The sequence below is a fragment of the Phycicoccus sp. 3266 genome (assembly GCF_031456495.1).
GTDB lineage: Bacteria > Actinomycetota > Actinomycetes > Actinomycetales > Dermatophilaceae > Pedococcus.
This window is the reverse complement of record NZ_JAVDUW010000003.1, coordinates 95,967-115,404: the sequence shown is the minus strand read 5'-3', so window position 1 is coordinate 115,404 and position 19,438 is coordinate 95,967. Positions and strand designations below refer to the sequence as shown.

Here is a 19,438-nt window from a genome sequence, read left to right as displayed (position 1 = left end):
GGTCTCCACGGAGGCGAACCCCGGGACGGAGTAGGACGTCTCATCGGAGACACGACTTATGGAGGAAGGCTGACGTGACCACTGCACTGGCACCCACCCTGAGCGCGGCCGACCGCTGCGACCGCTGCGGAGCCCAGGCCTACGTGCGCGCTCGCCTTCACGCCGGCGGTGAGCTGCTCTTCTGTGCCCACCACGGACGCGAGCACCTGCCCAAGCTGCGCGAGTACGCCGACATCGTCGACGAGACGGACCGCCTCAACGAGACCCCGGCGATCGCGCCGGCCGAGGAGCGGTAACCGCCTCTAGGCTTCCGGGATGGAAGCCTCCACCTGGGTCCCCGCCCTCCTGATCCTGATCGGGATGGTGGGGATCGTCATTCCCGTGCTGCCCGGGCTGTTCCTGTGCCTGGCCGCGGTCTTCCTCTGGGCGCTCGACGCCCGGTCCGCGCTGGGCTGGACGGTGTTCGGGGTGTGCGCGGTGCTCTGGGCGGCCGGGGTGGGGCTGCAGTATGCCGTGCCGGGGCGTCGGATGAAGGCCGCCGGCGTGCGCAGTTCGACCCTCGTGCTGGCCGTCCTCGTGGCGGCCGTGGGGTTCTTCGTGATCCCGGTCGTGGGCGCCTTCGTCGGCTTCGTGCTCGGGATCTACCTCGTCGAGCTGAGCCACTCGCGGGACCGCGCCCTCGCGTGGGTGTCGACGAAGGCGGCGCTGCGCGCGGTGTTCCTGTCGATGGGGATCGAGCTGCTGGCGGCCGTGGCGATCGCCGTGACGTGGGTCGTGGGGGTGCTGCTCGCTCAGTAGTCGTCGTGCCGACGGTCCCAGCGCTGCTCCATGCGCTCCATGAAGGAGCCGCCACGGGCGGACCGGGTGCGCGGCGCCGGGTTGGCCCGGCGGATGGTGCCGTCGGACTGCACGCTGCCGAGCTTGGCGCGACGGCGCTGCGGGGTGAGCGCGAAGGCGGCCGAGGCGACCATCACCGCGAAGCCGACGGCGCCCAGGACCCAGAGCTGGGTGTTGACCCCGACGAGCACGACCGCGAGGCCGACGACGACACCGACGATGCCGACGGCGATTCGGCGCCGCTGGGCGGCGCGGGCCCCGGCGCCCTGCATCTGCGAGGCGAACTTGGGGTCCTCGGCATACAGCGCTTGCTCCATCTGCTCGAGAAGCTGCTGCTCGTGCTCTGACAGGGGCACCGTGACCTCCTACGTCGGTGTTCACCACGGCCAACGCACAGCCCCACCGGATGGTTCACCGAGGGCGAATCGGCGCCGGTCAGGGCTGGTGTGCTGACCTCTTCAGGATAGGTCCCCACGCGGGGATGCACTACCTGATCGGTGACCTCCGTCACGGATGAGGCTGGCGGGACGGACGCTGCCCGCGCCGAACCGCGCGCTGGCCCGGTCGACCGCCCGGTCGGCCTCGCGCCAGCCCGCGTCCGGCTCGTCGAGCAGGCCCTGGATCGGGGCGCCCTCGGTGTCGACGAGGCCCTCCATCCGCACGCCGACGAGGCGGATCCGGGCGCGCTGCAGCCCGAGCCCGTCGAAGAGGGAGCGGGCGGTGGCGTAGATGTCGCGGCTGACGTCGGTGGGGTCGCGCAGGGTGCGGCTGCGGGTGATCGTCGTGAAGTCGGCGAAGCGCACCTTGATGCTCACGGTCCGGCCCATCATCCCGGCGGAGCGCACGCGGGCCGCCGTGCGGTCGCTGAGCTTGAGCAGCTCGCGGTGGATGTATGCCGGGTCGTCGACGTCGTGCTCGAACGTCTCGTCCGAGCCGATGGACTTCTCCCGCCGGACCGGCTCGACGTGGCGCGGGTCGCGGCCCCAGGAGAGGTCGTGCAGGTGCGGTCCGAGACTGTCGCCCAGGGCGCGGCGCAGGGTCTCCAGCGGCGTGTGGGCGATGTCGGCGACGGTGTGCAGGCCGAGCCGGACCAGCGCCTCCTCGGTCTTGTCCCCCACTCCCCAGAGGGCGCCGACCGGCAGCTGCTGGACGAACCCGACGACCTCGTCGCGGGGCACGACCACCATGCCGTCGGGCTTGGCGAGCCCGGAGGCCAGCTTGGCGACGAACTTGGTCGGGGCGACCCCGACCGAGCAGGTGATCCCCTGCTCGTCGTGCACGGTGTCGCGGATGAGCTGGCCGATCCGGGCAGGGTTGCCCAGCCGCCGCACCGACCCGGACACGTCGAGGAACGCCTCGTCGAGCGACAGCGGCTCGACGACCGGGGTGATGGTGTCGAAGGTCGCCATGACCGCCGCCGAGATCCGGGAGTAGAGCGCGTGGTCGGGGGCGATGACGGTCGCCTGCGGGCACAGGCGCCGGGCCCGCGACATGGGCATGGCCGAGGCCACCCCGAACCGCCGGGCCTCGTAGGTCGCCGAGAGCACCACGCCGCGGTTGCCGCCGCCGATGATGACGGGGGTGCCGACGAGCTCGGGCCGGCTCAGCAGCGAGGCCGAGGCGTAGAAGGCGTCCATGTCGACGTGCAGGACGGTGCAGCCGGTGTCGTCGGGCGGCCCGGCATCCCCGCGCTGCGGCAGGGCGTACTGCCGCCGGCTCACGGGGCGGTCCCTGCGGTGGGCCGCCGACCGGTGGGGTCGGGGGCTGGGTGCGCCGCGTGTGTCGGCGCGTGCGCTGGCATCGGCAGCCCGCTAGCGATGGGCGAGGAGGTGCACGGCTGATCCGAGCTGTCCGAGGAAGGCGAACTGCGGTGAGTCGGCGACGGCCTGCTCGAGGCGCAGCAGCGCCACCCGGTCGGCGTCGGTGTCGACCAGGGCCGAGGGCACGAGGTCGCTGAACGTGCGGACGCCGTGCACGGCGTCGACGACGAGCCCGGTCTGCTCGACCATGGCCCGCAGCGCGTCGGCGTCGAAGCGGCGGGGCAGCGGGTCCTGGCTCCCCCAGCGCCCGTCGGCGCTGGTGAGGGCCTGCTCGGCCTGGGCGAACTGGCCGGCGAGCGCGCGCGCCAGCACGACGGCGAGCCGCTGGGCGGCGACGAGGCTGAGCGAGCCGCCGGGCGCGAGGACGTCGGCGAGGGCGGAGAGGGTGGTCTGCGGGTCGTCGACGACCTCGAGGGTGCCGTGGCAGCAGACGAGGTCGACCGGGTCGGAGCCCACGACGGCGGCGAGGCTGTCGGCGTCGCCCTGGACGGCGTGCACCCGGGCCGCGACCCCGCGCTCGCCGCTGCGGCGCGAGAGGGAGGCGAGGGCGTCCGGGCTCGGGTCCACCACGGTGACGTCGTGGCCCAGCTCGGCGATCGGGACGGCGAGGCCGCCGGTGCCACCGCCGAGGTCGAGCACCCGCAGCGGCCGGCCGATCTCGGCGGCGCGGCGCTCGACGATGTCGTGGACCGCGGCCCAGACCGCCGAGGTGCGCAGCGAGGTCTCGACGCCGCCACGACGGGTGCGCCACTGCTCGTCGACCACGCGGTCCTCCTCCACAGACATCGGGACGGGGCAGCGCGGCGGCCTGGGGCGCCACGGGTCTGCCTCGACGGCCAGCCTAGTCGGCGGGGCTGACGGTGGTCGGCACGTCCGGGCCCGCGGCACCCTCGACGAACGTCCGCTGCCGGGCATCGTCCGTCCGGTCCGTGTCGTCCGGAACCTCCCACTCCGGGCGCCTCCACGCGGCTAGCGTTCACGCGCTCCGTCACCGTCCGATCCCCCGAGGACCCGCCACACCGTGCCCCCGCTCCGCCTGCATCCCACCGCCTCCGGCCTCCGCGCCCGGGGCGGCCTCGCCGTGGCGGCCGTGGTCGCCGCGCTGGTCGCCGGCTGCGGGCCGGCGACGACCTCGACGGCTCCCTCGGGCTCGGTGCGCCCGACCGGCAGCTCGACGGCGACCGGGTCCGGCGGGTCTGCCGGGAGCGCGGCGACCGCCACGAGCGTCGCCCCGGCTGCGGCCTCGGCCCCGTCCACCCGCTCGACGGGCGGCGCCGCACCCCAGGCGCCCCCGGGGACGGCACTGGCGCTGCTCGGCACCCTGGTCGTCAAGGGACGCGGGCCGATGACGGGGTACGCGCGGGACCAGTTCGGCGCCGCGTGGACCGACACCGACCGCAACGGGTGCGACCAGCGCAACGACGTGCTGCGGCGCGACCTGCGCGGGATCCGCCTCAAGGCCGGCACGCACGGCTGTGTCGTCCTGTCCGGGACGCTGCTCGACCCGTACACCGGGCGCACGATCGCGTTCACCCGCGGACCCGGCACGTCGGCGGCGGTGCAGATCGACCACGTCGTGCCCCTCGCCGACGCTTGGGTCAAGGGAGCGGCGCGGTGGGACGTCGGCACCCGGACCGCCTTCGCCAACGACCCGCTCAACCTGCTCGCCGTGGACGGTCCGGTCAACGCCGCCAAGGGCGCCGGGGACGCCGCGACCTGGCTGCCGCCGGCCAAGGGGTACCGGTGCGCGTACGCCGCACGGCAGGTCGCCGTGAAGGCGAGGTATGCCGTCGCCGTCACCGCGGCCGAGCGCGCCGCGCTGGCGCGCATCCTCGGCACGTGCCCCGGGACCCCGGTGCCGACCGCAGCACCGGTGGCCCTCGGGGGCTGGCCGGTCGCTGCCGCCTCGTCCCCGACGCCGCGTCCGACCGCGTCGATCAGCACGAGCACGTCGTCGCCGAAGCCGTCGGGCACGTCCACCTCCGCCGTGGTGCAGGGGGTGCACCCGGGCGCCTTCTGCTCCCCCGAGGGCGCCCTCGGCCGCACGAGCGCCGGGACGCTGATGCGGTGCAGCACGACCGCGACGGACCCCCGCGCCCGGTGGCGCAGGGCCTGACCTCCCCAGCCGTCGTGCGCCGGCGTCAGTGGCCGGAGCTGCCGGGGCTCGAGTGCCACAGCTTGCGCGGCGGGTCGAGCCGGTCGGCACCCGGACCGCCGGGCACCGCGGCGCCGCGCGCGAGCCGGTGCGAGCCACGGACGTCCTCGCCGGGCGGCTTGGTGTCGGCGTAGGGCGACTGCCGGAACCCCGAGGCGTGGACGAGCACCCGCCGTCCGCCCCGCAGCGCCGCCTCGTGGGCTGCCTCCTCCGCCTGCGCCTGCTCGGCGGCCGCGCGCTCGGACTCCTCCATCGCGGCATACACCGCCTCCACCCCGCCCCGCTGCCACGCCTCCCACAGCGGCGGGAGCTCCCACGCCCCCGTCGCCCGCAACGAGATTCCCCGTGGACCGGTACGTCGCACCACCCCGCGCACGAGCAGCATCCACGAGTGGAACACCGTTGCGGCGTAAGGGCCCTGGACGTCCTCGAAGAACGTCGCGTCGACCGGTCCGGTCGAGTCGTCGAGGGTGAGGAAGACGACGCGCCGGCCCGAGCGGATCGGCGGGGTCTGGGTGGCGACCTTGACCCCGCAGGCCCAGACCGTCGACCGGCTGCGGGCCGAGAGCAGGTCGCGGCTGCGGGTGACCCCGAGCGCGTCGAGCATCGGCGCGTAGAACTCGACGACGTGCGCGCTCGCGTCGAGGCCGAGGATGTCGAGCTCGGCCCGGACCCGCTCGGGGCCGCTCAGCTCGGGCAGCCCGGTGCCGGTGGTGAGCTCGGGGCGGTCGCCGAGGTCGAGGGTGAGCTGGGTGGGCTGGAGGTCGGCCGCGGTCACCGGGGCGGCCGCCTGCGACTGCGCCGCGGCACGGCCACGCACCTGGTCCCCCGCGAGCACGTCGGGCAGGGTCGACGCCTCACCGCGCGACCGGCCACGGGGAGCGACCCGGCGGCTCGAGCGGCCGACGGCGCGGGTCCAGCGGTCGAGCTCGGCGAGGTGGAGCAGCAGGTCGCGCCGGGTGGTGCGGCCGCGCCGCCCCAGGCCCGCCGTCGTCGGACCGGACGTCAGGCCCGGCACCCCGCCGGAGACCGCACCGATGCCGTAGAGCCGGTCGAACGCCCCTGCCAGGACGAGCCGCTCGGCGACCGGCCGCGACACCCGGGCGCGGTGCCAGAAGTCGGACAGCCCGGCATACGGCTGGCCGGCGACGATGCGCGCCACCTCGGCGTCGCTGATCCCGCGGACGTCGGCGAGCGAGAGGCGGATGCCGTAGTCACTGGCGTCGGGCAGGTCACCGGTGAGCACGTCGGCCGCGGTCCTGTCGCCGGGGCCGCCGGGGAGCACCGGGCGCGCGCCGAGGGGGTCGAGCCGCTCGACCCGCTCGACCCGGTAGGTGCCGGTGGAGGCGTTGACGTCCAGGCCCAGCACGGTGATGCCGAGCGAGCGGGCGTCGTCGAGGATGAGCCGCTTGGGGTACATGCCCGGGTCGTGGGTGAGCACCCCGGCGAGGAACGCCGCCGGGTGGTGGGTCTTGAGCCACGCCGAGTGGTAGGTCGGCAGGGCGAACGCGGCGGCGTGGGCCTTGCAGAAGCCGAACGACGCGAACGCCTTGAGCACCTCCCAGATGCGGTCGGTGTCCTCGCGGCTGTAGCCACGGGCCAGCGCCGCGGGACGCCACCACGCCTCGATCTCGACCTGCCCGCCGGGGGTGCCGAGCGCGCGCCGGACCTCGTCGGCCTGCGCCAGCGAGACGCCGGTCGTCTCGGCGACGATCATGAGCACCTGCTCGTGGAACACCACGACGCCCTCGGTCTCCTCCAGCGCCGCGATGAGGGTGGGGTGCAGGTACGAGGCGGCCTTCCAGCCGTGCCGGGCCTCGAGGAACGGCGTGATCATGTCGGACTTCACCGGCCCGGGGCGGAACAGCGAGATGTCGATGACGAGATCCTCGAACCGCTGCGGCCCGAACTTGCCGATGAGCTCGCGCTGCCCCGGGCTCTCGATCTGGAAGCAGCCGAGGGTGTGGCTGGTGCGGATCAGCCGGAAGGTCGCCTCGTCGTCGAGCGGCACCTGCGCCTGGTCGTCGAGGTCGACCGTGACGCCGTCGACGCGCTCCACCTCGGCCACGGCGTGCGCCATCGCGGACTGCATCCGGATGCCGAGCACGTCGAGCTTGAGCAGCCCCATCGTCTCGACGTCGTCCTTGTCGTACTGGCTCATCGGGAACCCCAGCCAGCTCGCCTCGACCGGCGTGCGGTCGAGCAGGCTGCCGTCGGACAGCACGACCCCGCACGGGTGCAGCGCGATGTGGCGCGGCAGCCCGTCGAGCCGCTCGACGAGGTCGAACAGCGCGCGCAGCCGGGGGCTGTCGAGCCCGCGGGAGCGCAGCTCGGGCAGCTCGGCGATGGCGTTGCGGACGTCGCGGGCGCGGATGTGCGGGAACGCCTTGGCGATCTCGTCGACCTCCACCGGGGCCATGCCGAGCGCCGCGCCGACGTCGCGGATCGCGTGCCGGACCTTGTAGGTGTCCATCATCGACACGCAGGTCACCCGGTCGCCGCCGAACCGCTCGAGGACCTTCTCGTAGACCTCGGTGCGCCGGGCCGACTCGACGTCGATGTCGATGTCGGGCAGCTCGGCGCGCAGCGGGCTGCAGAACCGCTCCATGATGAGGCCGTAGCGGATCGGGTCGACCCCGCTGATCCCGAGCAGGTAGTTGACCAGCGACCCCGCCCCCGACCCGCGTGCGGCGACCCGGACCCCCATCTCCCGGATGAGGTCGACCACCTCGGCGACGGTGAGGAAGTACGAGGCGTACCCGAGCTCGGCGATGACCTTGAGCTCGTCGACGAGCCGGGTCTCGACGGCGGACAGCTCGCGCTCACCCAGCCCGGGGTACCGCCAGGCGAGCTTGCCGCGGCAGCGCTGCTCGAGCCGGACCTGCGGGCTCTCCCCTGCCTCGATGCCCAGGACCTCCGGCTCGGGCAGGTGGACCGACCCGATGCCCAGGTCGTGCCGGGCGCTCTGGGCGCACGCCAGCCCCAGGGCGAGGGTGCGCTCGAGCAGGGCGTCGGCCCGGGTGCGGTCGCCGCCGGTGACCGCGAGCGCCACCTCGCGCATGGCGTCGGTGCTCGCGAGGTGGGCGGCGTCGGTGACCCGGTCGAGGTGGCGGGTGTCGAGGGCGACGAGCCGGCGGGCCGCGTCGAGGACGTCGACGACCGCGGACTCGGCCGGGTCGACGTGGCGGACCGCCGCGGTGAGCACCGCTGGCAGGCCTGCCTCGTCGGCGAGCCCGAGCATCCGCGCGGCGTGGACGCGTGAGGCCGGGGTGCCGGACGGGCCGCCGTGGCAGACCACCTCGACCACGAGCGCGCCGGCCGGCAGCCGGTGCTGCCACCGGGCGAGCAGCGCCCGAGCCCGGTCGGGCCGCCCGGCGAGGACCGCCCGGCCCACGTCGGAGTCCGGGCCCAGCAGGACGACGAGCGGGCTCGGGTGGCCGTCCGGGGCGGCGCACCGTGCGGCGACGGTGTCGAGCGAGGTCACCGGGCTCCCCCGCTCGCCGCGCAGGTGGGTGTCGGTGACGAGCCGGCACAGCGCGGCATACCCCACACCCCCGGGCAGTCCGCTCCCGCGCCCGCGGGCGAGCACGGTGACGCGCGGGTGGCGCGGGTCGACGACGGCACCGCCGCGCACCGGGGTGCGTGGCCGGGCCACCGGCGGGAGGTATGCCGCGTGCCCGCCACCGCGGTCGGCGTCACCGAGCACCCGGTCGGCGAGGGTCCGGTCGACGGGTCGGGGTCCACCCCGGGCGGGGTCGTCGGGACCGGCGCCGCGCGCGCCGGGACGGTCCGGGTCGGGGCCGACCGCGAGGTCGACCCCGAGCACCGGGGAGATGCCGGCGGCGGTCGCCGCCCGGACGAACCGGACCGCGCCGTAGAGCCCGTCGCGGTCGGTGAGCGCGAGCACCGGCTGGCGGTGCTGGGCAGCCCGCTCGACGATCGCCTCGGGCGTGGCGGTGCCGTAGCGCATCGAGAACCCCGAGGCGACGTGGAGGTGGACGAAGTCGGTCACGGCGACCCCCCGCCACGGACCGGCGCCCCGGATGCCGTGGAGGCCGCGGACGCCGCGACGGTGGGCACGAGCACGTCGCGGTCGACGGCGGTGACCGGCAGGCCGAGGGCACGGCACACCAGCTCGAGGAACGTCTCGGACTGGCGCAGCAGGTCGTCGGCCTCGCGGGCGGTGTGCGGGCCCGGCCGGGCCGCGACCAGCTCGAAGAAGCCGGCCCACTCGGCGAGCTCGGGCGCGACCGACGGCACCAGCTCCCAGAGGCTGCGCGGACCGGCCGGTCCACCGGGACGGGTGCGGGCAGCGACCACGGCGGCGGCCGCGCGCAGGGCCGCGAGCTGGGCCTGGCGGTGGCGCTGGACGATGTCGCGGGTGTGGCAGGCCTCGAGCAGCGAGTGCCGGGAGCGGTCGAGCAGGTCGAGGGCGCTCGCCGCCGCGCTCGGGACGGGGGTGGGGGTGGGAGTCATCGGCAGCCGTCCTCAGTCCGCGACCCGCAGCAGGCGCCAGCCCGGGCCGGCCGGGTCGTCGCCGAGGTCGTAGACGCCCGTCCCGGCGGCGCGACCCGCGCTCGCCTCGACCCGCCACACCCGGCGTTCGCGGGCATCGGTGAGCACGTCGGCGCCCTCCCGGGCGTCGCGCCACCACGGCCGGCGTTCCTGCCAGGAGTCCAGGACGGTGCGCACGACGTACAGCCGGCCGCGCCACACGAACGCGTCCGGGTGCGTGGCCACCGCGGTGCCACCCCCGTCGGTGCTCTCGCGGACCTCGATCGGCTCTTCGTACCGGCGCACCACGGCATGGCTCCTTCGCTCAGGCAGGATGGGATGAGGTGGGGCCCTGGCCCCGACCGGCGGGGTCGAGGCGCCGGCCACGGGGCCAGGGCCGGCCGCGGCCCGGTGGCGACGGGCGGCTCGGCACGGGGCCGAGGACCGCGGGTCGCCGGTCGTCCGGACCCGGCATTCGAACATCTGTTCGATATCCAGAACGGTACACCCGGCCTCGGACAAGCCGTCAAGGGGAACGCTGGAGCCCGTCCCGGCCCCGCCGTGAGACGGGCTCCGGCAAGTCTGGTGGCCCGCTCCCCCCGGCCCTACTCTTCGAGCATGCCGCCCGACGCGCCAACGCCCCCGGCGCCCAGCCCGACCGCCAGCCGGGCCACCGGCGTGGCCCCGGACCTGAGCGGCCACCCCGGCGTGCAGCGCGTGCTGGCGGCGCTCGCGGTGCACCACGTGGTCCCCGAGGTCGTCACGCTCCCGGACGCCGTCCGCACCGCGGCCGCGGCCGCCAGCGCCCTCGGGATCACCCCGGCCGAGATCGCCAACTCCCTGGTGTTCCGGGCGACGTGCGCCTCGGGCGGGACCTCCCCCGTCCTCGTCCTGACGTCAGGGGCGCACCGTGTCGACCTGGTGAAGGTCGCCGACCTCGTCGACGACGTCGAGCACCTCGAGCGAGCCGACGCCGACTTCGTCCGGGAGAGCACCGGCTTCGCGATCGGCGGGGTCGCCCCGGTGGGCCACCTCCAGCCCGTCCCGACGTACGTCGACGTCTCGCTGAGCCGGTACCGCTACGTCTGGGCCGCCGCCGGCCACAGCCACACCGTCTTCCGCACCACCTACGAGGAGCTGCTCCGCGTCACCGCCGGCCGCGCCATCGAGGTCGCCTGACGTTCGTGCCGATCCGACGGCACACCGCCGCGAGTGCGTAGCGCCCATGGACACACCCGCGAGTACGCGCTCTCAGGGCTTGGAATCACCTCGAAGCCAACGGGCGGCTCGACTTCCGAGGCTTTCGGGCGCCGGCGGGGTTGGCGAGGCGGGTGCCTGCGGACCCGGTCGACCACCCTGCTCGTAGTAGCGGAGGGTCTCGACCACTTGATCCAAGAAGTCGTCAACCTCGCGCTCGTCGTACCCGCGCCGCAGTGATGTAGGAGTGAAATTGCGGCTCATGACTTCGTTGGACGTGAGCATGTTGAACATCATGGCGTTCTTCGATCGCCCGGAGGTCTGAGTAGCCGAACGAACCCCCGGTTGTGTCCTTCCGCCGCGAGCCGGGCGGACCCAGCGCGCCCGTCCTTCCGCCGCCCGGACGACAATGGCGCGGTAGGGCGGCGGAGAGAGGGCCGGTCTCACCCCGGTCGAATATCTCTGGGCGTCGGCCGCAGCCCTCAGGCGGGGAAAACGCCGCTGGAGAGGTACCGGTCCCCGCGGTCGCAGACCACGAAGACGATCGTCGCTCCCTCGACCTCCTTGGCCACCTGCAGGGCGGTCCAACACGCGCCGGCCGCGGAGATGCCGCCGAAGATGCCCTCCTGGCGGGCCAGCTGGCGGACCGTCTCCTCGGCGTCGGCCTGCGTGACCTCCATGGTCCGGTCCACCGCCGACGGGTCGAAGATCTTCGGCACGTACTCCGGTGGCCAGGCGCGGATGCCGGGGATCTTCGATCCCTCCGCGGGCTGTGCCCCGACGATCTGGACGCCGGGGTTGCGCGACTTCAGGAACCGCGAGACCCCGGTGATCGTGCCAGTGGTGCCCATCGCCGACACGAAGTGCGTGATCCGTCCGCCGGTCTGGTGCCACAGCTCCGGGCCGGTCCCCTCCTCGTGGGCACGAGGGTTGTCCGGGTTGGCGAACTGGTCCAGGACCCGGCCGCGGCCCTCCCGCTCCATCCGAGTCACGACGTCGCGGGCCTCCTCCATGCCGCCGTCCGCCGGGGTGAGGACCAGCTCGGCTCCATACGCCTTCATCGTCTGGATCCGCTCGGTGGAGGCGTCCTCGGGCATCACGATGACCAGTGGGTAACCGCTGATCGCCGCCGCCATCGCCAACCCGATCCCCGTGTTGCCGGACGTGGCTTCAAGCAGCGTGTCGCCCGGGGAGATCTCCCCTCGCTCCTCGGCACCCCGGATCATGCTGATCGCGGGCCGGTCCTTCACGGAGCCGGCCGGGTTGTTCCCCTCGAGCTTGGCGAGCAGCACGTTGCCGCGGCGTTCGTTCTCCAGCCCCGGCAGACGCTGCAGACGCACCAGCGGGGTGCCACCGATGACGTCTTCCATCGTGGGGTACGGCGCAGGGTTGCTCACCGCCGGAGTCTACGGCGGCGGCCGCCGACCAACCGCAGCCCGGGTCAGGCCGGGGGCGCGCCCTCGTGCACGCACAGCACGTTGCCGTCCGGGTCCCGGAACCACGCCGCCCGGTCCGATCCCGTCGTCGCGATGTGGTCCACCGTCGTGAGGCCGGGCAGGTCGTAGTCGTCGAACACGACCCCGCGCGCCTCGAGGTCGCGCACCTCCGCGGCGACGTCGGGCACCTCCCAGCTGAGCGCTGTGCTCGGGTTCTGCGTCCCCGCCTCACGGGGCAGCAGCATGAGCACCGTCCCACCGGCGAGGTCGTACACCAGGCTGCCCTCGTCGTTCGTCCCCTGGAACGACAGGCCGAGCCGGTCGTAGAACTCCTTGGCCCGACCGGTGTCGGTGACGGGCAGCATCGTCGCGATCGAGCTCGTGGCGAGGGACATGACGAGACCTCCTCGTTCGGCTGCGGCCCCGGCGGTCGCAGGCCACCTCCCAGCATGCGCCGCGCCCGGTCCGTGGCGCTCCGCCACAAGGGTGAGACGGGCTGGGCAGAATGGGCCCATGACCCCACCCCGGCCGGTCGACTGCTGGCTCACCGACATGGACGGCGTCCTCGTGCACGAGGAGAACGCCATCCCCGGAGCCGCCGAGTTCCTCCGGGCGCTCGTCGACAGCGGCCGGCGGTTCCTCGTGCTGACCAACAACTCGATCTACACCCCGCGGGACCTGCGGGCCCGGCTGCGGGCCAGCGGGATCGACGTGCCCGAGAAGGCCATCTGGACCTCTGCGCTCGCGACCGCCCAGTTCCTCGACGACCAGCGACCGCACGGGAGCGCGTTCGTCGTCGGCGAGGCCGGGCTCACGACCGCGCTGTACGAGGTCGGCTACACGATGACCGAGCGGGACCCGGACTACGTCGTGCTCGGGGAGACCCGCACGTACTCCTTCGAGGCCATCACCAAGGCCATCCGGCTGGTCGAGGGCGGCGCGCGCTTCATCGCGACGAACCCCGACGTCAGCGGCCCCAGCCAGCAGGGCACCCTGCCCGCGACCGGGTCGGTGGCGGCCCTCATCAGCGCCGCGACGGGTCGCCAGCCCTACTACATCGGCAAGCCGAACCCGCTCATGATGCGCAGCGCACTCAACCGCATCGACGCGCACAGCGAGTCGACCGTCATGGTGGGCGACCGGATGGACACCGACGTCATCAGCGGTCTCGAGGCCGGCCTGCGCACGGTCCTGGTGCTCAGCGGGTCGACCTCCCGCGACCAGGTCGACACCTTCCCGTACCAGCCGACCCGGGTCGTCGACTCGATTGCCGACCTCGTCCCGCTCGTGGGCGAGCTGCGCCCGCTCGCCGGTCCCGCCGCCTAGCGCCGCGGGCAGTATGCCGTCTTGCGCCGCGGGCGGTGTGCCGCGTGGCACCGCCGACGGTATGCCGCCCGGCGTGGCGCGCCGGCCCGCCTAGCGCCGCGGGCGGTCCCGCTCGGGGTCGGCCCCCAGCACGCTGTCGAGCAGCCCCGGGAACGCCTCGTCGAGCTCGGCCCGGCGCAGCGACACCAGCCGCTGCCTGCCGTGCGGCTCGTTGCGCACGACCCCGGCCTCGCGCAGCACCTTCATGAGGTGGGACTTGGTCGACTTCGGCAGGGCCGGGTCGGTCGCGCCGCACTGCGCCATCTCCAGCGGCCCGTCCGCGAGGTCGCGGACGATCCTCAGGCGCGACGGGTCGCTGAGGGCGAAGAGGACGTCGGTGAGCGCCACGTCCCGCAGGTCGGGATGGGGCAGCTCGGAACTTCCTGGCATGGTTCGATTCTATTCGAACCGTGATGGGCCGCGACGACCCCGGCCCCCGGGGAGGCGCGAGCCACGCCCGCGGGAATGCCGGGCGGTCGCCGACTGTTCGATAAGTTTCGAACCGTCGTTTTCGGCCCGGAAGGCACCCCCCATGAGCGCGACCAGCACGACGAACTCCGCCACTGCCCCCGTGGCCGGCACCCTCGACACCGCCCGGGCGCGCCGCTCGGCCGGCTTCCCCCTGGCCCTGGCGGCGGTCGTGGCCCTCATGGTCGGCGCGAGCGCGCCGTCCCCGTTCTACCCGGTGCTCCAGGCCCGGATCGGCTTCTCCGCCGGCACCATGACGACGATCTTCGGCGTCTACGCCCTCACCCTGCTCGCGACGCTGCTGGTCACCGGCTCGCTGTCCGACCACGTCGGTCGCCGACCCGTCCTCGCCGCCGGCTTCCTCGTCCTGGCCGCGAGCATGGTCGGCTTCTGGCACGCCACGGACGTCACGACACTGATGGCCTCCCGCGCCGTCCAGGGCGTGGCCGCAGGACTGCTCATGTCGACCCTGTCCGCGGCCGTCGTCGACCTCGAGCCCGAGCAGCGCGCCGGCCTCGCGGCGACCCTCAACAGCGTCACACCCCTCGCCGGCCTGGCCGCCGGCGCGCTCGTCGCCGGCGCCCTGCTCGACCGGGCCCACCACGCGCTGCCGCTGGTCTTCGGCACGCTCACCGCGGCATACGTCCTGCTCGCCCTCGCCGTCCTGGCCCTGCCGGAGACCTCGCCCCGGCACGCGGGCTGGGCGCGCTCGCTGCGCCCCCGCGTCGGCATCCCCTCCCCCGCACGCGCGGCGTTCACGCGCAGCGCCCCGGCGGTGTTCGCGGGCTGGGCCACCGGCGGCCTGTACCTGTCGCTCGGTGCTCCCCTCGTGGCGCTCCTCGGCGGCCGGGAGCACCTCGCCCAGGGTGCCGTGGTGGCGATCCTCACCGGCGTGGGCGCGCTGAGCTCTGCCCTCGGCGGGCGGGCCGGAGCGCGCCGCACCACGCTCTACGGCACGACCATGCTGGCCGTCGGCACCGTGCTGACCCTGGTGGCACTGCACGCCGGCTCCCTCATCGGCTTCCTGCTCGCCGCGGTCGTGGCCGGGTCGGGCTTCGGGACGTCGTTCCTCGGCATCATGCGGTCGATCACCCCGACCGTCGGGCCGGACCAGCGCGGCGAGCTGTTCTCGTCGGTCTTCGTGGTCAGCTACCTCGCGTTCGGGCTGCCCGCCGTGGCCGCCGGGTTCGCCGTCCCGCACCTCGGCCTGCTGACCACCGCCACGGTGTACGGCGTCGTGGTCGCGGTGCTGTCGACCGTCGCCGCACTGACGCGCCGGTTCGGCACCCGCGACTGACACCCGCGACCGACCACCGGCACCGACCACAGGGCCCCCAGAGGGGTGGGACCAGAGGGGTCGGACCAGAGGGGTCGGACCAGAGGGGTCGGACCAGAGGGCCGACAACCGGGGCCGCAGCGGGCATCTGAGTAGTCGCACCGATGCCCGTGCCGCCCACGGCCCGGCAGGCTCGTCGCGCCGCAGTCGGGGACAGCGGCGGCGGGGCGCGGGCTCCGGTCGGCCGGGGGACGGTCGGCCGGGCCCGCGCCCCGCGCCGGCTCAGAGGCCGAGGTTGCGGTGGACCTCGAGGGTCGCGGTCGAGCGGTTCATCGTGATGAAGTGCAGGCCCGGGGCACCCTCGGCGAGCATCCGCTGGGCGAGCTCGGTGGCGATCTGCACGCCCACCTCGCGCGTGGCCACGGGGTCGCCCGACACCCGCTCGAGCCGCTCCACGACCTGCGCGGGCAGCGGCGTCCCCATGAGCTGGGACATCCGGGCCACCTGCTTGAAGTTCGTCACCGGCATCAGGCCCGGCGTGATCGGCAGGTCCCGGCGCTCGGCGACCCGGTCGCGCAGCCGCAGGTAGGTGTCGGCGTCGAAGACCATCTGCGTGATCGCGAACGACGCACCGGCGTCGGCCTTGCGCACGAGCACCTCGACGTCGTGGTCGAGGTCGGGCGAGCTGGGGTGCACGTCGGGGAAGGCCGCGACGCCGATGGTGAAGTCGCCGAGCGAGCGGACGAGCTCGACGAGGTCGGTGGCGTGGTTGAGCCCCTCGGGGTGGGGCGTCCACTCCCCTCCCGGGTTGCCCGGCGGGTCGCCGCGCAGGGCGAGGATGTTGCGGACGCCGCTCGCGGCATACATCCCGATGACCTGGCGCAGGGCGGCGACGGACGCGCCCACACAGGTGAGGTGCGCCAGAGGCGTCAGGGTGGTCTCGAGGGCGATGCGGCCGGTGACGCGGACCGTGCGGTCCTGGCTGGTGCCGCCCGCGCCGTAGGTGACCGAGACGAAGTGCGGCCGCACCGACTCCAGCCGGCGGATGGCGTCCCAGAGGACCTCCTCGCCGGCGTCGTCCTTGGGCGGGAAGAACTCGAAGCTGATCGAGGGCTCGGTGCGCGCGAGCATGCCGGGGATCGACCGGGTCTGCGACTCCGGCCGGGCCAGCCGCGACGGTCGCCCGAGTGCCATGGCGGTGAGACTAGTCGAGCGTCCACGCCGTAGGCTCAGGTGCAGCACCGGGTGAGACGCCCTGTGCCGCCGACGATCTGGAGGAGCACGTGGTCGCCAGCCCGCTCGATGCCGCCGCACTGCGCGAACGCGTGCAGCGCTGCGTCGACGTCGTGCTCGCGCGCCAGGACGGCGTCCTCGCCGAGGTGGGCCCCGACGCCCAGGAGCTGCTCGCGGCGGTGGCCCGGCTGCTCACCGGTGGCAAGCGGCTGCGCGCCGCCTTCCTCTACTGGGGCTACCGCGGCACGGGGCAGCCCGACTCCGACGCGATCGTCCAGGTCGCGACCGCGATGGAGTTCTTCCAGGCGGCCGCCCTGATCCACGACGACGTCATGGACGACAGCGACACCCGTCGCGGTATGCCGGCGGCGCACCGCTCGCTCGCCGCGCGCCACGAGCGCGAGGAGTGGGCCGGCGATGCCGGCCGGTTCGGGGTGGCCGGCGCGATCCTGGCCGGCAACCTGTGCCTCAACTGGACCGAGGAGCTGTACGCCACCTCCGGGCTGGCGCCCGAGCACCTGGCCCGCGGCCGCGACGTCTTCGACCGGATGCGCACCCAGCTCATGGGTGGGCAGTTCCTCGACGTCGTGGAGTCGGCGCGGTCCTGGGAGGGCGTGCCGACCCCGGAGCGGATCGAGCGGGCCGAGCGGGTCATTCGCTACAAGTCCGCCAAGTACACCGTCGAGCACCCGCTGCTCATCGGCGCCACCGCCGGTGGGGCGAGCGAGGAGGACCTCGCGACCCTGTCGCGCTACGGCCTCGACCTCGGCCACGCATTCCAGCTGCGCGACGACCTGCTCGGGGTGTTCGGCGACCCCGCCACCACGGGCAAGCCGGCCGGGGACGACCTGCGCGAGGGCAAGCGCACGGTGCTGGTTGCGCACGCCCTCGAGGGCACCGACGAGGCCGGGCGCGCGCTGGTCGCCCGGCTCCTGGGCGACCCGGCCCTCGGCGACGACGAGGTCGAGGAGCTGCGGCGCGTCATCATCGACAGCGGTGCCGTCGACGCGGTCGAGGCCGACATCACCCGGCTGGCCGGCTCCGCCCGCTCCGCGCTGAAGTCGACGACCAGCCTGACCGACGAGGCCGTGGACGTGCTCGACGCGCTCATCGACAGCGCGACCAGCCGCCAGTACTGAACGGGGCCACGCGCCGGCGCTGACCGGGACCCGCAGCCTGCGACCTAGAAGGCCGTCTCCATCGCGCGGCGGCGCACCTCGGTCTTGAACCCGTCCCGCAGGGCGTCGACGGGCGTGCCACCGCGGCCGAGGGTGTCGTCGGCGGTGAACAGCCACCGCACGACCTCGTCGTCGTCCATCCCGCCGTCGGCGAGGACGGTGATCGTGCCGCGCAGGTGGTGCAGCACGGTCTCGTCGAGGAACGCCTCGGGGACCTGCAGGATCCGCCGCTCCCCCACGCGCATCCCGAGCAGCTCGCGCTCCTCGAGCATCCGGCGGACCTGCGACAGCGGCACGCCGAGGCGCTCCGCGACGTCCGGGACGGGCAGCCAGGACCCGACGAGGGCCTCGATCGACGTCGTTGCGCCGTCCTGCGTGTCCGCGCCGGGACCGGGGTTCTGCTCGCTCACGGGGCCAGCCTGCCAGCCGCCGCGGACAATGCAAATTACATCGATGTAAGTCAATATCCCTGTCCCGGTTTGGTGTACTGTCACACGGGCCACAGTCGTCACACCGACACCATCCGCACCCGTCGTACCTCCCGCCCCGCGGGAGCCGCCCGAAAGGCACCCCCTCCATGCCACCAGTGATCGCCCCGGCCGCCGTCCCGCCCGCTGCCGTCTCGGCCCCACCGGCGGTCGTGCAGAAGGCCAAGCCCGCCCCCTACGGCTGGGCCACCTACACCGTGCGCAGCGGGGACAACCTGTCCGCGATCGCGGACCGCACCGGGACGACCGTGGGCGCCCTGGTCGCGCGCAACCACCTGCGCGACGGCGGCTCGCGACTGTCGGTCGGCCAGCACCTGTCGGTGCCCAAGACGGCCGCGCAGGCCCGCGCCGAGGCCGCCCGCGCCAAGGCGGCGGCTGCCGCCCGGGCCGCGGCGATCCGGCGGGCGACCTACGTCGTGCGCTCGGGCGACACGCTGTCGGCCATCGCCGCCCGCAAGGGGGTCTCCCTCGCCTCCCTCCTCAAGGCCAACCACCTCTCGACCCGCTCGGTCATCCACATCGGGCAGAAGGTCCGCATCCCCGGCGCCGGTGCCGCGAGCACCGCGCGCCCGGCGGCCTCCGCCCCCACGACCGCGACCTACACCGTGCGTTCCGGCGACACGCTCAGCGCGATCGCCGCCCGGACCAAGACGCCGCTCGGCACGCTCTACAAGCTCAACCGGCTCTCGGCCCGCACCGTGATCCACCCCGGGCAGCACCTGCGGGTGCGCGGCACGTCCGCGAGCGCCGCCCGCGCGGCCAGCACCACGGCATACACCGTCGTCTCGGGTGACACGCTCTCCGGGATCGCCGCGCGCAAGGGCGTCCCGCTGGCCTCGCTGCTCAAGGCCAACCACCTCTCCGCCCGCACGGTGATCCACGTCGGCCAGAAGCTGCGCGTGCCCTCGACCGCCAAGCCGGTCAGCCCGAGCACCAACAGCTTCGCCGGCCGGACCTACCCCCAGGCCACGGTCAGCGCCGCGAACCGCAACCGTGAGGCGCTCGCCGCGGGCTCGGTCCCGAGCCGCACCCAGACCCGGGCCATGATCGTCGCGACCGCACGACGCCACGGCGTCGACCCCACGCTGGCGCTGGCCGTCGCGTGGCAGGAGTCCGGCTGGAACCAGCGGCAGGTCTCGGTCGCCAACGCGATCGGCGTCATGCAGGTGATCCCCTCCTCCGGCGAGTGGGCCTCGCAGATGGTCGGGCGCCGGCTCAACCTGCTCAACACCCAGGACAACATCACCGCCGGTGTCGCCATCCTGCGCTCGCTGACCCGCTCGGCGTCGAACACCGACCAGGCCATCGCCGGGTACTACCAGGGGCTGGCGTCGGTGCAGAGGAACGGCATGTACGCGGACACCAAGTCCTACGTCAAGGCCGTGAAGTCGCACCGCGGCCGCATGTGAGCCCGCGCGTGGAGCCCTGCCGGCCGTCCCGGGTCGTCCACCCCGGACCTGCCTGCACGGGATGACCCGTCCGGTCTCCTAC

At 74.3% G+C, this 19,438-nt stretch carries 20 protein-coding genes; 8 read left to right on the top strand and 12 right to left on the bottom strand.

All coding sequences use genetic code 11. The features are described from left to right. The first annotated feature begins 74 nt into the window (after positions 1 to 74). Positions 75 to 296, top strand: coding sequence for a hypothetical protein (locus tag J2X64_RS14905; RefSeq protein WP_310156205.1), 222 nt, complete (start codon positions 75 to 77; stop codon positions 294 to 296). Positions 297 to 315: 19 nt separating this feature from the next. Continuing rightward, the gene (locus J2X64_RS14900) at positions 316 to 798 is read left to right on the top strand and encodes a DUF456 domain-containing protein (protein WP_310156203.1); all 483 of its coding nucleotides are present in this window, start codon (positions 316 to 318) and stop codon (positions 796 to 798) included. On the opposite strand, the gene J2X64_RS14895 is transcribed toward J2X64_RS14900, so the two are convergent. The 3 genes from J2X64_RS14895 to J2X64_RS14885 all read right to left on the bottom strand — a co-directional run bounded on the left by J2X64_RS14895 (position 792) and on the right by J2X64_RS14885 (position 3,422). Beyond that, positions 792 to 1,193 (bottom strand): DUF3040 domain-containing protein, encoded by a 402-nt coding sequence (locus J2X64_RS14895; protein ID WP_310156200.1) that lies wholly within the window; start codon positions 1,191 to 1,193, stop codon positions 792 to 794. The two genes, J2X64_RS14900 and J2X64_RS14895, sit on opposite strands and share 7 nt — an antisense overlap. A gap of 102 nt (positions 1,194 to 1,295) precedes the next feature. Beyond that, a complete protein-coding gene (dinB, locus tag J2X64_RS14890; protein ID WP_310156197.1) occupies positions 1,296 to 2,558 on the bottom strand; it encodes a DNA polymerase IV in 1,263 nt (420 codons plus the stop codon). Between the two features lie 90 nt (positions 2,559 to 2,648). Then, on the bottom strand, positions 2,649 to 3,422 hold the full coding sequence (locus J2X64_RS14885; RefSeq protein ID WP_310156195.1) for a methyltransferase domain-containing protein: 774 nt from the start codon (positions 3,420 to 3,422) through the stop codon (positions 2,649 to 2,651). A gap of 256 nt (positions 3,423 to 3,678) precedes the next feature. Here J2X64_RS14885 and J2X64_RS14880 point away from each other — a divergent pair, with 256 nt between their 5' ends. Then, positions 3,679 to 4,773, top strand: coding sequence for an HNH endonuclease family protein (locus J2X64_RS14880; protein ID WP_310156192.1), 1,095 nt, complete (start codon positions 3,679 to 3,681; stop codon positions 4,771 to 4,773). A 25-nt stretch (positions 4,774 to 4,798) separates the two neighbouring features. Here J2X64_RS14880 and J2X64_RS14875 read toward each other — a convergent pair whose 3' ends face one another. From J2X64_RS14875 to J2X64_RS14865, 3 genes are read right to left on the bottom strand one after another with little or no spacing between them, the layout of a single operon-like run. Beyond that, on the bottom strand, positions 4,799 to 8,824 hold the full coding sequence (locus tag J2X64_RS14875; RefSeq protein ID WP_310156190.1) for a DNA polymerase III subunit alpha: 4,026 nt from the start codon (positions 8,822 to 8,824) through the stop codon (positions 4,799 to 4,801). After that, positions 8,821 to 9,288 (bottom strand): SAV_6107 family HEPN domain-containing protein, encoded by a 468-nt coding sequence (locus tag J2X64_RS14870; protein ID WP_310156183.1) that lies wholly within the window; start codon positions 9,286 to 9,288, stop codon positions 8,821 to 8,823. Before J2X64_RS14870 ends, J2X64_RS14875 begins: the two co-directional genes overlap by 4 nt. Before the next feature lie 12 nt (positions 9,289 to 9,300). Then, a complete protein-coding gene (locus J2X64_RS14865; RefSeq protein ID WP_310156180.1) occupies positions 9,301 to 9,615 on the bottom strand; it encodes a DUF6504 family protein in 315 nt (104 codons plus the stop codon). A gap of 309 nt (positions 9,616 to 9,924) precedes the next feature. Between J2X64_RS14865 and J2X64_RS14860 the strand changes: the two genes are divergently transcribed. Further along, complete coding sequence (locus J2X64_RS14860; protein ID WP_310156177.1) at positions 9,925 to 10,485, top strand: YbaK/EbsC family protein; 561 nt, start codon at positions 9,925 to 9,927, stop codon at positions 10,483 to 10,485. 72 nt (positions 10,486 to 10,557) lie between these two features. Here the strand turns inward: J2X64_RS14860 and J2X64_RS14855 are convergent, their stop codons facing one another. The 3 genes from J2X64_RS14855 to J2X64_RS14845 all read right to left on the bottom strand — a co-directional run bounded on the left by J2X64_RS14855 (position 10,558) and on the right by J2X64_RS14845 (position 12,334). Next, positions 10,558 to 10,788, bottom strand: coding sequence for a DivIVA domain-containing protein (locus J2X64_RS14855; protein WP_310157555.1), 231 nt, complete (start codon positions 10,786 to 10,788; stop codon positions 10,558 to 10,560). A gap of 197 nt (positions 10,789 to 10,985) precedes the next feature. After that, positions 10,986 to 11,873, bottom strand: a complete 888-nt coding sequence (gene cysM / locus J2X64_RS14850) for a cysteine synthase CysM (protein WP_397444083.1) — start codon at positions 11,871 to 11,873, stop codon at positions 10,986 to 10,988. A gap of 71 nt (positions 11,874 to 11,944) precedes the next feature. Further along, positions 11,945 to 12,334: a VOC family protein gene (locus J2X64_RS14845; protein ID WP_310156169.1), complete on the bottom strand. Its 390-nt coding sequence runs from the start codon at positions 12,332 to 12,334 to the stop codon at positions 11,945 to 11,947. A 118-nt stretch (positions 12,335 to 12,452) separates the two neighbouring features. Here J2X64_RS14845 and J2X64_RS14840 point away from each other — a divergent pair, with 118 nt between their 5' ends. After that, positions 12,453 to 13,265, top strand: coding sequence for an HAD-IIA family hydrolase (locus tag J2X64_RS14840; protein WP_310156166.1), 813 nt, complete (start codon positions 12,453 to 12,455; stop codon positions 13,263 to 13,265). A gap of 90 nt (positions 13,266 to 13,355) precedes the next feature. Here the strand turns inward: J2X64_RS14840 and J2X64_RS14835 are convergent, their stop codons facing one another. Continuing rightward, positions 13,356 to 13,694, bottom strand: coding sequence for a helix-turn-helix domain-containing protein (locus J2X64_RS14835; protein ID WP_310156164.1), 339 nt, complete (start codon positions 13,692 to 13,694; stop codon positions 13,356 to 13,358). Between the two features lie 142 nt (positions 13,695 to 13,836). Here J2X64_RS14835 and J2X64_RS14830 point away from each other — a divergent pair, with 142 nt between their 5' ends. After that, on the top strand, positions 13,837 to 15,069 hold the full coding sequence (locus tag J2X64_RS14830) for an MFS transporter (RefSeq protein WP_310156162.1): 1,233 nt from the start codon (positions 13,837 to 13,839) through the stop codon (positions 15,067 to 15,069). A 261-nt stretch (positions 15,070 to 15,330) separates the two neighbouring features. On the opposite strand, the gene metF is transcribed toward J2X64_RS14830, so the two are convergent. Beyond that, the gene (gene metF / locus J2X64_RS14825; protein ID WP_310156158.1) at positions 15,331 to 16,242 is read right to left on the bottom strand and encodes a methylenetetrahydrofolate reductase [NAD(P)H]; all 912 of its coding nucleotides are present in this window, start codon (positions 16,240 to 16,242) and stop codon (positions 15,331 to 15,333) included. Between the two features lie 89 nt (positions 16,243 to 16,331). Between metF and J2X64_RS14820 the strand changes: the two genes are divergently transcribed. Then, positions 16,332 to 17,420 carry a polyprenyl synthetase family protein gene (locus J2X64_RS14820; RefSeq protein ID WP_310156155.1) on the top strand — a complete coding sequence of 363 codons (1,089 nt, stop codon included), beginning with the start codon at positions 16,332 to 16,334 and terminating at the stop codon, positions 17,418 to 17,420. Positions 17,421 to 17,464: 44 nt separating this feature from the next. On the opposite strand, the gene J2X64_RS14815 is transcribed toward J2X64_RS14820, so the two are convergent. Next, a complete protein-coding gene (locus J2X64_RS14815; RefSeq protein WP_310156153.1) occupies positions 17,465 to 17,869 on the bottom strand; it encodes an Rv2175c family DNA-binding protein in 405 nt (134 codons plus the stop codon). 167 nt (positions 17,870 to 18,036) lie between these two features. On the opposite strand from J2X64_RS14815, the gene J2X64_RS14810 reads away from it, so the two are divergent. Further along, the gene (locus J2X64_RS14810) at positions 18,037 to 19,356 is read left to right on the top strand and encodes a LysM peptidoglycan-binding domain-containing protein (RefSeq protein ID WP_310156150.1); all 1,320 of its coding nucleotides are present in this window, start codon (positions 18,037 to 18,039) and stop codon (positions 19,354 to 19,356) included. Positions 19,357 to 19,438: the final 82 nt, after the last annotated feature.

Excerpts from the sequence above, each read along its gene's own strand:
- J2X64_RS14900 (WP_310156203.1), top strand. The coding sequence starts at position 316 with ATGGAAGCCTCCACCTGGGTCCCCGCCCTCCTGATCCTGATCGGGATG.
- J2X64_RS14870 (WP_310156183.1), bottom strand. The coding sequence starts at position 9,288 with ATGACTCCCACCCCCACCCCCGTCCCGAGCGCGGCGGCGAGCGCCCTC.
- J2X64_RS14860 (WP_310156177.1), top strand. The coding sequence starts at position 9,925 with ATGCCGCCCGACGCGCCAACGCCCCCGGCGCCCAGCCCGACCGCCAGC.
- J2X64_RS14855 (WP_310157555.1), bottom strand. The coding sequence starts at position 10,788 with ATGCTCACGTCCAACGAAGTCATGAGCCGCAATTTCACTCCTACATCA.
- cysM (WP_397444083.1), bottom strand. The coding sequence starts at position 11,873 with ATGGAAGACGTCATCGGTGGCACCCCGCTGGTGCGTCTGCAGCGTCTG.
- J2X64_RS14845 (WP_310156169.1), bottom strand. The coding sequence starts at position 12,334 with ATGTCCCTCGCCACGAGCTCGATCGCGACGATGCTGCCCGTCACCGAC.
- J2X64_RS14840 (WP_310156166.1), top strand. The coding sequence starts at position 12,453 with ATGACCCCACCCCGGCCGGTCGACTGCTGGCTCACCGACATGGACGGC.
- J2X64_RS14835 (WP_310156164.1), bottom strand. The coding sequence starts at position 13,694 with ATGCCAGGAAGTTCCGAGCTGCCCCATCCCGACCTGCGGGACGTGGCG.
- J2X64_RS14830 (WP_310156162.1), top strand. The coding sequence starts at position 13,837 with ATGAGCGCGACCAGCACGACGAACTCCGCCACTGCCCCCGTGGCCGGC.
- metF (WP_310156158.1), bottom strand. The coding sequence starts at position 16,242 with ATGGCACTCGGGCGACCGTCGCGGCTGGCCCGGCCGGAGTCGCAGACC.
- J2X64_RS14810 (WP_310156150.1), top strand. The coding sequence starts at position 18,037 with ATGCCACCAGTGATCGCCCCGGCCGCCGTCCCGCCCGCTGCCGTCTCG.